Source organism: Apilactobacillus pseudapinorum, from assembly GCF_040369555.1.
GTDB lineage: Bacteria > Bacillota > Bacilli > Lactobacillales > Lactobacillaceae > Apilactobacillus.
The window spans coordinates 1-14146 of the sequence record NZ_BAABVU010000012.1; the positions used below are offsets into that span (position 1 = coordinate 1).

The 14146-nt window shown below is 33.9% G+C and carries 11 protein-coding genes; 2 read left to right on the forward strand and 9 right to left on the reverse strand.

Annotated features, from left to right (window positions below; all coding sequences use genetic code 11):
• Window positions 1-422 precede the first annotated feature (422 nt).
• From ABWU86_RS01375 to ABWU86_RS01395, 5 genes are all read right to left on the reverse strand, one after another.
• A complete protein-coding gene (locus ABWU86_RS01375) occupies window positions 423-2483 on the reverse strand; it encodes an LTA synthase family protein (RefSeq protein WP_353321036.1) in 2061 nt (686 codons plus the stop codon).
• Window positions 2484-2520: 37 nt separating this feature from the next.
• Window positions 2521-3534, reverse strand: a complete 1014-nt coding sequence (locus ABWU86_RS01380) for a lysylphosphatidylglycerol synthase transmembrane domain-containing protein (protein ID WP_293794097.1) — start codon at window positions 3532-3534, stop codon at window positions 2521-2523.
• A 2-nt stretch (window positions 3535-3536) separates the two neighbouring features.
• Window positions 3537-4559 (reverse strand): glycosyltransferase family 4 protein, encoded by a 1023-nt coding sequence (locus ABWU86_RS01385; protein WP_293794098.1) that lies wholly within the window; start codon window positions 4557-4559, stop codon window positions 3537-3539.
• Between the two features lie 8 nt (window positions 4560-4567).
• The gene (locus ABWU86_RS01390; RefSeq protein WP_353321039.1) at window positions 4568-5755 is read right to left on the reverse strand and encodes a glycosyltransferase family 4 protein; all 1188 of its coding nucleotides are present in this window, start codon (window positions 5753-5755) and stop codon (window positions 4568-4570) included.
• A gap of 217 nt (window positions 5756-5972) precedes the next feature.
• Entirely contained in the window at window positions 5973-6239 is a 267-nt protein-coding gene (locus ABWU86_RS01395) for a phosphocarrier protein HPr (protein WP_293794101.1), read from the reverse strand.
• A 450-nt stretch (window positions 6240-6689) separates the two neighbouring features.
• Here ABWU86_RS01395 and ABWU86_RS01400 point away from each other — a divergent pair, with 450 nt between their 5' ends.
• Together ABWU86_RS01400 and ABWU86_RS01405 are read left to right on the forward strand one after the other, a co-directional pair.
• A complete protein-coding gene (locus ABWU86_RS01400) occupies window positions 6690-8849 on the forward strand; it encodes an ATP-dependent Clp protease ATP-binding subunit (protein WP_293794103.1) in 2160 nt (719 codons plus the stop codon).
• A 96-nt stretch (window positions 8850-8945) separates the two neighbouring features.
• Window positions 8946-9971, forward strand: a complete 1026-nt coding sequence (locus tag ABWU86_RS01405) for a MucBP domain-containing protein (protein WP_353321042.1) — start codon at window positions 8946-8948, stop codon at window positions 9969-9971.
• 25 nt (window positions 9972-9996) lie between these two features.
• On the opposite strand, the gene ABWU86_RS01410 is transcribed toward ABWU86_RS01405, so the two are convergent.
• The 4 genes from ABWU86_RS01410 to recX all read right to left on the reverse strand — a co-directional run bounded on the left by ABWU86_RS01410 (window position 9997) and on the right by recX (window position 14077).
• Complete coding sequence (locus tag ABWU86_RS01410) at window positions 9997-11574, reverse strand: peptide chain release factor 3 (protein WP_293794107.1); 1578 nt, start codon at window positions 11572-11574, stop codon at window positions 9997-9999.
• A 109-nt stretch (window positions 11575-11683) separates the two neighbouring features.
• Entirely contained in the window at window positions 11684-12094 is a 411-nt protein-coding gene (gene tagD, locus ABWU86_RS01415; protein ID WP_053950279.1) for a glycerol-3-phosphate cytidylyltransferase, read from the reverse strand.
• A 20-nt stretch (window positions 12095-12114) separates the two neighbouring features.
• Window positions 12115-13242 (reverse strand): AI-2E family transporter, encoded by a 1128-nt coding sequence (locus tag ABWU86_RS01420; RefSeq protein WP_293794111.1) that lies wholly within the window; start codon window positions 13240-13242, stop codon window positions 12115-12117.
• Window positions 13243-13273: 31 nt separating this feature from the next.
• A complete protein-coding gene (gene recX, locus ABWU86_RS01425) occupies window positions 13274-14077 on the reverse strand; it encodes a recombination regulator RecX (protein WP_353321045.1) in 804 nt (267 codons plus the stop codon).
• Window positions 14078-14146 lie beyond the last annotated feature (69 nt).

The window sequence follows — 14146 nt, forward strand, 5'->3', positions numbered from 1 at the left end:
TTAACTTAGCTCTTCTGAATAAATTGTTATTTTATAAGCGAATTGACTTCGCAATGTTTAATTCTTACAAACTTCGTTGTAAGATTCCTTACACATCATCGATTATCAATCTTGTTCAGTTTTCAAAGATCTACCAATTTGTTATGCGTTGTCTCAATTGACAACTTTTTAATAATATCAAATTATCAACACACTGTCAATAACTTTTTAAATTATTTTTTCGTCATAACCTTTGCAACAACAACGGTTGCAGCTGATTAACAACAATAAATATTATGCCATCTTATAGACTCAAAGTCAACATGTTTTTTTATTTGTTTTTTGGAAAAATTCTTTTCACTTAAACAGCAATATATATCTTATCAAAATTAATTATCATCGTCAATGCAAAATAAAAAAAGGATGACCTTCGTCATCCTTTTTTATTTTAGTTCAGGAGCATCAGTTTTATAAAGATCTAAAGTATCTTTCTTATGCAACTTGTTTAACAAGTCAGTCTTTTTCTTCTTGTCCATTTCTTTTAGAAGTTTCATACCGTCTGCATATTTGTAACTGTATTCCTTCTTATTAACTTTAGTAAATCCTTTTGGTGTGTAGAATCTCAATAAGTCACCTAGCACTACTTTATCAGATAATGATAGTTCTGTAGTAACGTGGTTTTGCATCTTCTTAATTTGTGCTTGTTGTTTTGCGTTTGGTGTAATTACAGCACCTGTCTTGGTATTGTATACAGTTCCACTAACAACAGTGTATTTTGGAGATACAAAGTCACCGTTTCTAAATGCAACTATTTGATTACGTTTCTTTGATAACAAGTCGTTACCAAATTGAACAGTATTATCGTCCTTTACGCCTAATAAGTGTAGAAGAGTTGGTAATACGTCAATTTCTCCACCATAAGTATGATTAATTCCACCCTTTAGTCCTTGCATGTGGATCATGAATGGAACCTTTTGGAATTGTGCTAAATCATAACTAGTAATGGTTTGTTTGTGTAGCAATTGTGCAATTGCTGGGCGATGGTTATTTGAAATACCGTAGTGATCACCATAAAGCACAATCATACTGTTCTTAATTAGCCCAGTCTTAGTTAGGTAATTTAAGAATTCACCAAATGCTTGATCTAAGTAATGAGCAGTTTGTACGTATGGATCAACAGTGTTATCACCAGTCTTAGTTGCTGGGAATGAAACGTTTTGTTTATCCAATTCGTATGGGTAGTGGTTAGTTAATGTAATTAGTTTTGCATAGAATGGTTGTGGTAATTGTTGGATGTACTTAGCAGCATCCTTAAAGAATATCTTATCCTTCAAACCATATCCAACACTATATGATGGTTTTTCAGTGTAGTAGTTTGAGTCGAAGAAGTATTGGTATCCCCATGACTTGTATGCATTATCTCTATTCCAGAAACTTGGCACATCCCCATGGAATGCAGCTGTACTATATCCTCTTTGTGCCAAAATAGCAGGTGCAGCTTGGTAAGTGTTTTGAGTACCATAAGTAACCATTGCTGACCCTTCTGGTAATCCAAATAGTGAGTTTTCTAGCATCATTTCAGCATCAGAAGTCTTACCTTGTGCTACTTGGTGATAGAAGTTATCAAATGAGATTGTGTTTTGGTTATGGTAGAACTTGTTTAAGTTAGGAGTTACTTCCTTACCATCAACCTTATAATCAATTAAAAATTGTTGGAAACTTTCCAAATGAATAATGAAAACATTCTTTCCTTTGGCTTTTCCATAGTATTCAATATTAGCTTTACTACGATTCTTCTTCAAGAATGAGAAGACATCATCTAAATCAGAGGCTTTCGCCTTTGCTCTAGTTTGGCTTTCTTTATGGGTTTGGTATGCATTAAATGCAGCATATTCGTTTAATCCCAAATACTTAACGATATAGTTGTTATCGAATGTTCTAGTTAATAAACCAGATCTATCTGCGTTGGAAATTCCGAATTCAGCAAACATCAATACAAATGACAATACAGTAATTGCCAATGCGTTCTTCTTTTTGAATGGTGTGTGATCAACCTTAATTACTTTGAATAGTAATAATAAAATCAAAATGATGATATCAGCAAATACAAAGAAATCAAGTGGATGTAGAATTTCAGCTAAACTCTTACCCAGGTTATTTTGAACTGTTCCTGATCCTTTAATAATTCCAAATGATAGGAAATCAGAAAATTCTCTGTAGTATAGAACGTTTGCAAAAATCCAAATAGATTCAATTAAGTCAATGATTAACATTAACCAGTATGCAATCTTTCCTCTAAAGTATAAAGCAATCCCAAAAATTAATAGTGCAGCCGGAATTGGATTAACTACTAATAGGAATTGTTGTAATCCACCTTTTGCTCCCAATGTAAAATCAATACGGTATGAAATATATGTTTTCAACCAGAATAAAGCAACAATTAATACAAAGAAACCAAACTTTGTATTAAAAAACTTTCTAGTATTTTTAATATGACTAGACATTATCTATGCCTCCAAAATATGAATAAATGTTTTTATTTTACTTTTCAATTTTCTTAGGTCGAATGCAAAAAGCAATTACACCCAAAATCATCCCTAAGTAATAAGTTATCAAGCGCCAAATAATTAACGCTAGAATTAACTTCGTATTGTTAGTGATGAAGCTTTTGAATAACGCTTCGAAACTGTATTCAGCTCCACCTGCCCCACCAGGTATGGGGAATAATGAAATAATCATGAATATCAAGACATGTAAACTTACAATCATAATGATATTAACTTGATCAAATCCAAGTGCCAATATAATAAAGTATGGAATTAAGTAGTAAAACGCTAATTGGAAAAATGTAATGATGATGATTTTCAACATCAACTTCCATTGCTTAGCGATTCGAATACTTTCCATATGAAAAGTATCAATTTTGTTATCCAGCATCGCTTTAAACGAATTGAACTTATCATCTTTTATAAACCATCTAACTGGTTTAATAATATTATTTACTAAACTCTTAGTAAATGTATACCAATACATCACTAATAACAAGGCAATTATTACGAATAGATGGATAAAAAATCCAAACAACACTAGCCAAGCTAAGTAATGGAGCTTCTCTTCCACATATTGGAAGCCGACAATTAAGCTCAAAATAAAGTTAATTACAATCATTGTTTGAAAAACAACAAATTTCATTAACAACGTTGAGCTCGCTTTTCCTGCATCCACACCAGTTTGAACCATTACATATAGTTGGCCTGGTTGTCCTCCTGATGAGAACGGTGTTATCCCGTTAAAAAGTTGTTCTACAAGTGGAACTCTAATCGCATCTCGAAAGGTAAAATTATCTACCTGCGTATCAACAATCGTCTTAGTAACCACAGCTTCTAACCCTAAGTATAGGAACATGCAACCAAGGGCTGCAACTATCCACCACCAGTTAATGGTAAAAAAATCGGCAACTAAAACATTAATGTTGATATCTCTTATAAAGTACCAAAAGATCAAAATGCCCACTAAAAACATCGTAATAAATGTTATTATATTTCTTTTTGACATTACTAACCCTCTTTTGCTTGTTTTTGATAAAACTCATACCAAATTGAAGCGAGATGTTCTTCTGAATAATAGTCAGAAGCCGCCAATGATTTCTTAGATAGTTCAGCTAATTCTGCTGGATTATCAATCAATCGATGTAAACTAGCATTCATTTCATCATAAGTACTGAACGGTTCATAATACCCACTAATAATTTCTTTATATAAATCCAAGCTTCTTAGCATTACAGGTGTCCCACAAGAGAATGATTCTAGGACAGACATTGGAAATAGTTCATTGAAAGATGGTAGCAAGAATAAATCAGCAACATTATAGTACTTAACTAATTTATCGCGATCCACGATTCCGGGGAATTGAAGATTTTTAGGTGGATTGTCCACTAATAACTTCAAGTTTTTGTATCCATCAGTGATTTTCCCAAAAGAAAAACCACCAGCCCAAATGAATTCGACGTTAGGGTTGTCTTGTGCCAACTTAGCGAAATCTAAAATCCCTTTTCTGGTTTGGACTTGACCGGTCCCTACAACGACAAATTTATCTTGAGCGATTCCTAATTCGTTTCTAGCTTGCACTTTTTCTTCATCTGTTAAAGGATAAAATTCCTTTTTACTAACGAAGTTTGGAATATATGTGATTTTTTCTTTTTTAATTCCATAAGCTTCTAACTTGGGAATAAAGGTGGGGTTTACCACTACAATATGCTCCATTCGCTTATAAAAAGCAATGACATATTTGTAAAAAATCCATTTAATTGGTTTTGGTAAATCTAAGCTACCTTCTAATGTTTCCGGTAAGAAATGTACATATCCAATTCTTCTTCCACGCTTCTTTAAGAAAGTTGAGAAATAATATCTCAAGTTAATGGTGTGGTAATGAGTAATTTCAGCTGACTTCAGATCATTTATGACAATATCAAAGTCATCCGGGAAATGTTTCTTTAGCATCTTAACGAGCTCTAAATAAGCACTCCCTACTCCTTGTCCTTTCACCTTATCCGCGGTTGAAAACATATCTATTTTTATCATAAATCCTCCTACTCACTTACTTCGTCATCATCTCTGATTTCTTTGTTGTAATCTAGTTGGGCACATCTATAAAAATCCACAATTCTATTAGCGAAATTTTCTGATGAAATTTCGTGTAATTTCTTGGTTCTTAATTCTATGTCTTGTTGAGTATCACTTTGTTGATTTGCGTTTAAGTACTCTAAAACTTTTTCAATATATCCCTCTGGAGTACCAAACGTCATCCCTAGTGACTTATTACTTAATAGTTCTTCAGTATATGGGCTGGATGATACCACTACTTTCACTCCAGCAGCCATTGCTTCAATGTATGTTAAACCTTGTGATTCCGAATTAGAAGTTGATACAAAGATATCAGCTGAATGATAGTATTTATAAACTTCATCATTATTAATTTCTCCAACGAAATGCACATTGTCATTTAACTTCATATCATTAGTTTGTTGCTTTAAGTCATCCTTAGCAGGACCGTCACCGACAATCACTAAGTGGGTGTTAGGTTGACCTGTTAAAATCGCTGGCATTGAATTGATCAATTCCTTGATGTTCTTTTCGTATGCCAATCGACTCACTGATAACAGAATTTTTGCATCTGCGCTAACGCCTAAATTAGTTCTTAAATCAAAATCACTGTCGGTATTAAATTTTCCAATGTTAATTCCAGTTGGAATAATTCGAATGGGACTCTTCACACCATATCTAACTAATGTATCTAAAACCTTAGTACTTGGTGCGACCACTCCAGACATGTTATGACAAAAAGCCAAAGTAGCGTCCTTAACATGAATTGGTCTCAAGATTTTTCCCTTAGCAACATAATGTAAATAATCTTCATACATTGTATGGTATGTATGAACACATGGAATTCTTAAAAATTTGGCAACCACCTTACCGATAATTCCCATTGAAAATTCTGTTTGAGTATGAATAATATCTAAGTTTAATTTTTTAGCAATTTGGTACGCTTGAATCATACCTCTAACTGCAATTCTACGATCGGTAAAAGAGATGAATGGAATGCTGGAAAATCTAAAAATATTCTTTTCACACGCTGATTTATCAACATGCGGATCAGTTGTGGTAAAGATGTACACTTGATGTCCATCATTTTCTAATTGGTCTTTTAATGTCTTAATTGAAGTTGCGACTCCACTAACCTGTGGAAAGTAAGTATCCGTAAAGATTCCAATATTCAAATTTACACCTCCTAATTTTCTTCATAGTTATTTGTAATTATATTGGTTTGTTGCTGGCTTTGCAAATTTTGCCAAGCATAATGATAATAAAAAAAGCCAGAATATAATTACGTTCTAGTTGTATTCATATGGGATCAATAGTGAAAAATGAACCATTATGACAACTAAACATAAAATAATTCTGACTCATTATTTAACAAAATTAACTTGTTGATGATTATTCAGTTAATCCTTCATCGTTAAATGATTTTGCAACAGCTTCGATTGCATCTTTTTCGTCTGGGCCTTCAGCAATTACAGTTACTTCAGCATTTTGACCAACACCTAGTGACATTACACCCATGATTGATTTTAAATCAACAGTGTTGCCTAAGTATTCTAATTTCAATTCTGATTTGAACTTAGTAGCAGTTTGTACTAGTAGTGTAGCTGGACGTGCATGAATTCCTGTTTCAGAAATAACTTTAAATTGACGTTTTTCCATTTCGAAGATCTCCTTTTTTCTTATACTAATTTTAGAATATCAATTAATATGATAAAATACAACATTTTTAACCATTAGTCTTTTCATCAGAAAGGTAGGTATAGATAACTTTACCGTTTTGTTCTGCCCTACCGGTAATACGTTTTCTGGTTTCGAAGTTCATATATGCAACTTGAAATTCAGCAAACTCCTCTGGTGTAATTACTAATTCTTCTATTTTGTTATCTTTTAGGTCATTTAATAACTCAGTATAGTTCTTATCTGCGATAATAATATTCCCTCTTTCAATATATATTATATACGATTAGGACTAATTTAAACATATAAAATGAATATTTTATTATAAAAAAGCAAATCTCTTGCAGAAACATTTTTATGCGTTATAATGATTTTTACAAATGGTCAATAAAGGTCAAAACCATTTAGTTGTTTTCAGAAAGGAGCAGTCATATGAAGTGTGAAAACTGCCATCAAAATGAGGCAACCATTCATTTACTCGTTAATGTTAATAACGAGAAAAGACATATCGATATTTGTCAGGACTGTTACCGTCAATTAAGCAAACAATCCGATCAATATCGTAACAATGGAGGTGTTGATATGATGCAAGATCCATTTGGATTTGGAAATTTAGATGATTTATTCAACGCAATGAATCAAAGTAACCAAGATAACCTTCGCAATCGTGCTACCAATAAACAAAATAATCAAAATCAAAACTCTGTGTTAGCAAAATACGGATATGATTTAACAGATTTAGCTCGTCAAAACAAAATCGACCCCGTAATCGGGCGTGATAAAGAAATTGATCGAGTAATCGAAATTCTAAACCGTCGTACCAAGAACAACCCCGTTTTAATTGGGGAAGCTGGTGTTGGTAAGACCGCTGTCGTTGAAGGATTAGCTCTTAAAATTGCCAACGGCGATGTCCCAGATAAGTTGAAAAATAAACGTGTAATTCGATTAGACGTCGTTTCAATTGTGCAAGGAACATCAATGCGTGGTCAATTCGAACAACGCATGCAAGAATTAATTGATGAAGTTCAAGCAGACCAAAACATCATTTTATTCATTGATGAAATTCATGAAATTATGGGTGCTGGTAATGCTGACGGTGGTATGGATGCCGGAAACGTTTTAAAACCAGCCCTATCTAGAGGTAGTTTCCAATTAGTTGGTGCTACTACTTTGAATGAATACAGAAATATTGAAAAAGACTCTGCTTTAGCTCGTCGTTTCCAAACTGTTTCGGTCAAAGAACCAAGCGTGGAAGCTGCTATCGATATTGTAAACGGAATTAAGGAACGCTATGAAAAATATCATCGTGTGAAGTACAGTGATGACGCCATTAAGTCAGCTGTCACTTTATCAAACCGATACATCCAAGACCGTTTCCTACCTGATAAAGCGATTGATTTAATTGATGAAGCTGGTTCTAAACTAAACATCAAATCAGATGTGACTTCCCCAGAGGAAATCAAAAATACAATTAGCGCTTGTCAAAAAGAAAAGCAAGATGCTTTATCCAAGGAAGATTATGAAAAAGCCGCCTTCTATCGTGATAAGATTGAAAGACTTAACCATAAATTGGCTAACATCGAAACTGTGGATGTCCCAACGATTACTACTAAAAACATTCAACAAATCATTGAATCAATTACCAACATTCCAGTTGGTCAATTAGAACAACAAGAACAAGATAACCTAAAGGACTTAGATCGTACCCTAGCTGGTAGTGTCATTGGTCAAAATGAAGCGATTGAAAAAGTGGCCAAAGCTATCAAGAGAAATCGTATTGGTTTCAACGGAACTGGTCGTCCAATCGGTTCATTCTTATTTGTAGGAACTACCGGAATTGGTAAGACTGAATTAGCCAAACAATTAGCGCAACAATTATTCGGTTCTAAGGATGCCATGATTCGATTCGATATGTCTGAATATCGTGAACCACATTCAATCTCAAAACTAATTGGTTCCCCTCCTGGCTATGTTGGATATGATGAAGCTGGTCAACTAACTGAACAAGTTCGTCGCAATCCATACAGTTTACTTTTATTCGATGAAGTTGAAAAAGCACACCCAGATGTATTACATGCCTTTTTACAAATCTTAGATGATGGTAGATTGACTGATTCTAAAGGTCGCACAGTTTCATTTAAAGATACTGTAATTATTATGACAAGTAATGCTGGAACTGGTGATTCCACAGCAAGTGTTGGATTTGGTGCTGAATCAAACAACAAGACCCATTCTGTCATGGATAAATTAGGTAACTACTTCAAACCTGAATTCTTGAATCGTTTCGACGATATCATTGAATTCAACCAACTATCCAAAGCTAACCTAAAACAAATTCTTGATCTAATGATTAACAACGTTAATACTATGTTGGCTTCTCAAGGATTCAAGATTGACGTTTCAGCCGCTGCCAAAGATAAGTTAGTTGAATTAGGCTACAATCCTGCAATGGGAGCTCGTCCTCTTCGTCGTGTTATCCAAGAACAAATTGAAGATAAAGTTGCTGATTATTACTTAAATAATCCAACTAATCGACAACTATTAATTGATGTTAATGAAGATAAAAATATTTACGTTAACGCACAATCGTAATCAAAAACCGCTAAGATTCTTATATTCTTAGCGGTTTTTTTATATTTTAAATTCGAATTATGTTAAGATAGTTAATATATGAAAGGAGGAATCAGGATGTTCAATTTTATTAAAGACATGTTTAAATTGTTCAATAAACAAAATCAAAAAGAAAAAGATATCGATCAAAATCAATTTGCTGTTGATGATTTCCAATCTAATGATTTATTTTATGAAGACAACCCTACTATTGATAATGAAATTCATACTGATTCTCCCGAAGCGAAAATGACCGTCTTCTATGTTGATGTAGATGGTCATCCACTAGCCGACTTTAGTGTCTTACATGGTCATGTTGGTGATGATGTGAATTTAATCATCCCTGACTTTAAAAACTACGTATTATTTAAAATTGATGGAATCTCAACATTTATGCAAACAACCGATAATCATGTTGTCATTCATTACCATAAACTAAATGGAAAACCATTAAATATTTTCTTCATTAACTACGATACATATGCTATGATTCGTTTACCACAAATCGCCGTTGGTAGTTATGACGAAGCATTTAACATTAATTTGCCCCAATTAGATGGATTTAACCAAGTTACATACTCTGGTAATCAAAGCGGTCGTTTTACCGATACTATTCAACACTTAGTGTTATATTACCGTCGTGATGACTGGAAAAACGTTATCAGAAGTAACTTCTACGTTAAATTACGCGAATATACACCCGCATATACTGATACCACTGGTGATAAATTACCAGTGATTTTGCCTAAAGGTAGTATTTGGAAAGTCTTCTACCAAGTTACCACCGATAAAGGAGTTTGGTTAAACATCGGACCAAACCAATGGATTATCGATCGTAACTTCAACCAAATGAAATATCCATTCGCCAAGAAACTAACTAACACAGATTCTTGGGTAATCAACAATTTAAACCAAAGTGCTACCATTCAATCCAACATCAGTGTTCCGGTATACAATTACCCGGGTGGAAATTGTCTCTACTTCCTTCATACGGGAGATACCGTTCAACTATCTCAGTCAATTCAAGTTGCACCAAATAAATATTGGTTAGAAATCAATAACTTACATTACGTTGAAGAAAAATATATACTAAAAAAGGATTAGATAATCATATCTAATCCTTTTTATTTTATAGTTTAGCTGTTAATTTAACATCTGGGTACTTATCTGCGAACCAACGTTCAGCAAATGAATTTTCGAATAAGAATAATGGATCACCATGACCATCTTTCACCAAGATGTTTCTTGATGAGGACATCTTTTCATCTAATTGTTCTGGATCAATCCAACGTGCAGTCTTGCTACCCATTGGTTCCATAACGACTTCAGAGTTATATTCGTTTTGCATTCTGAATTGAAAAACTTCAAATTGAAGTTGACCAACGGCACCTAAGATATAATCACCTGTTGCGTATGATGTATATAGTTGTACGGCACCTTCTTGAACTAGTTGTTGGATTCCTTTATGGAATGATTTTTGTTTCATCACGTTTTTAGCAGAAACCTTCATAAATAGTTCTGGTGTAAATTGTGGTAACTTAGTGAACTTAACATCCCGTTTGTCTGAGTAGATTGTATCACCAATTTGGAAATTACCTGTATCGTATAATCCAATAATATCTCCGGCAACGGCGTTTTGTACGTTTTCACGGGTATTAGCCATAAATTCAGTCACGTTAGATAAACGTAATTTCTTTTGATTTCTTTCAAGGGTAACGTCCATCCCTCTTTCAAACATCCCTGAACAAACTCTCACAAACGCAATTCGATCACGATGCTTAGGGTTCATATTAGCTTGAATCTTGAAAATGAAACCAGTAAATTGATCATCTTCTGGTGCTACTTCAACGTCATTTTCAGTTTCGTGTTCACCTGGCTTAGGTGCGAAGTTTAAGTATGCATCTAAGAAAGTCTTCACCCCAAAGTTAACTAGGGCTGAACCAAAGAAGACTGGTGTTTGTTCACCGTTTCTAATCTTTTCTTCGTCAAATGGATTACCGGCTTCGGTAATTAAGTCCATGCTTTCTTTAGCATCTTGGTAGACACTGTCACTTGCTAAACCGGCACCATCTAATAGATTACCATCTTCATCAAGTGGTAAGTATGGATTGTTTTCATCTTCTGGACGGTATAATTCAACACGTTTGTTGTAACGGTCGTATAGTCCTCGTAAGATTTTACCTGAACCAATTGGCCAGTTCATTGGATATCCTTCGATTCCAAGCACTTCTTCCAATTGACTAATTAATTCCATTGGGTCACGACTATCACGATCCAACTTGTTCATAAATGTGAAGATTGGAATTCCACGCATCTTACAAATTTGGAATAATTTCTTAGTTTGTGGTTCAATCCCTTTTGCGGCATCGATAACCATGACAGCTGAATCCACTGCCATTAGTGTTCTATAAGTATCTTCAGAGAAATCTTGGTGCCCTGGTGTATCCAAGATATTAATTCTTTTGCCAGCATAATCGAATTGCATCACTGAACTAGTAACAGAAATTCCACGTTTCTTTTCAATTTCCATCCAGTCAGACTTAGCAAAGTTACCAGACTTCTTAGCTTTAACAGTACCGGCTTCTCTCACAATTCCCCCGAACAATAGTAATTGTTCTGTAATAGTAGTTTTACCAGCATCCGGGTGAGAAATAATGGCGAAGGTACGTCTTTTTTCAACGCCTTCACTAATTTGTTTATTGACCATTTTTCGAATCCTTCCGTAATATAATCTATTGTTTTATTGTAACATATTCTTTTTTGCTTAAATACGATAATTAAAAAACATCCCCTATCAACAGAGGATGTTTTACTAATTATTTTTTCCAGTCATCTTCGTCAGTTAGACCAAGGTCTTTTTTAATCTTAGAAGTTGAGATTCCTTCAGTTCTAGGTAGGTAAACTACTTTACAGTAATCCTTTAGGAAATCAAACTTACCTTCCCAGTCATCACCCATAACAAAGATATCGATGTTGTTATCAACAACGTCTTTGATTTTTTGATCCCAGTTATTTTCTGGAATTACTTCATCAACGTATCTAATTGCTTCTAAAACAAACTTTCTATCTTCGTATGAAGTATAGGCTTTCTTGCCTTTTTCAGCATTAAATTCATCTGTTGAAACACATACTGTTAGGCTATCACCTAATTCACGTGCTCTTTTTAAGAGTCTAACATGACCTTTGTGTAAAAGGTCAAAAGTTCCGTATGTTATTACTTTAGTCATAAAAAATCTCCTGTGTTTTATTACTGTTTATTTTGTATGTTTTTTTGTGACTGCTCAATCATCCAAATACTGTATACGTATTGAATGATAACTTTAACTACCGCATATAGTGGAATAGCTAAAATCATTCCCATTAAACCAGCGATGTTTCCTGCAGCTAATAAAATAATTATAATCGTTAGCGGATGAATATTCAAAGACTTTCCGATTACATTTGGGTAAACAAGGTTTCCATCTAATTGTTGCACAATCAAAACTACGATTACAACCGCTATTAATTTGCTAACACTATCAGATAATGCCACAAAAACGGATGGCATGATCCCAATATATGGACCCACGTATGGAATGATATTACATACGCCAGCGAATACCCCTAATAGCAACGCATAGTTTTGACCGATTACGACGTATCCAATTGAAGTAAAGACCCCAACGAATAGACATTCAATCATTTGACCACCAATATAATGGGAAATGGTATCGCTCATCTTTTCTAATAGCTTGATAGTTCTACGACGGCTACGGCGTGGTAATACTTTGGCGATATTTGGAATCATCTTGTGGCCATCTTTTAACATGTAGAATAAGACCACTGGGACGGTTACGATCACAACCACAGCAGAAGTGGCAGTTGAAATAATTGCCCCAACACTTTGTGTAATCCCGCCTAAACTATTTTGCACGTAGTTATAAACATAGTTTTGCACCTTTTCCATAATTCCAGAAGAATATAAGGTCTTAAAGATTCCCTTTTGTGAATGTGCTTGTGCATACTTGGTAATATCTTTAGCGATATCTGGTAAGTTGCTAATCAAATTGGTTACCTGATTAAACAAACGTGGTAAGAAAGATGAAACAACGTAGACGATAATTCCTAATAATAATAGATAAACAATCGTAATCGCAAAGTTTCTAGAAATGTTTTTTGTTTTAGTGATTTTAACTTTTGTAAGTAGGTTCACAACTGGGTTCAACATGTAAAATAAAACACCAGCAATTAAAATTGGCATAAACACTGCCGATATGAACATCCCGATTGGGCTAAAAATAAATTCTAATTTAGTACATACCCATATAATACTTACAACTAGTAATACTTCGATAGTCCATAAGATTAATGAGGAATTTTTAATTTTATTAAACATAATATGTAACCTCCAATGACTATTATACCATTTATTCCTCTAAACTTTTTTGATCAATAAAGCTGCTAATATCGTCCATATCAAAACCCTTTCGATATAGCGCTTGTTTAGTCTTCATGATTCGTTCTAAACCGCTGTATTTACGGTTACGTTGCCAGATTTTATCACCTTGTCGTCTTAGTAACTCAAGCTGATCATCCTCGTCTGGTTGAAAGTCCAACTCTTCCATTACTTCTAAGATTGCATCCATTAAATAACCTTTTTGCATCAATGAAATCTTCGTTTTATCTAAACGATTTTTGAATGCATCGCGTTTATGCTTATTAAAAATCTTGGTTGCTTGAACGCGACAATTTTCTATCATTTCATCATATGAATAAAAATTATTCAATGCATTATTAATGATATTTTCATCAATCTTCTTTTCTTTGAGCTTAAAGAAAACGTTTTTGGGACCCTTATCTTGTTTCTTCACTTCAGTTCGCACATAACTATCTGCATACGATTGATCATTGACCAAGTTTAATTCAACTAATTTCGCCATCACTGCAGCAATGTGTTCTTCATCTTCGCTGAAGTCACGTAATTTGGCAACCACTTCGTTTTCAGTTCTTAATTGGTGGGATAAGAAGTTAATCGCTTTCGTATATAGTTTTGAAATCGAGTCAGCATTAATTAGTTCATTTCTAAGCTCATCATCGACTTCCATCCCCTTAAAAATGCGATACTTTATCATGACGTTTTCACTAATTGGAAAAGCATACTGACCATCTATATATATATTGAAACGTCCTTTACGTTTTTGCGCTTCAATCATTGTAATTTTAGATTCCATTGGATTCACTCCTTTAGTTAACATCTTTTTTTCAATTTGTTATAATTAGTTATTAAATTGTGAAAGGAC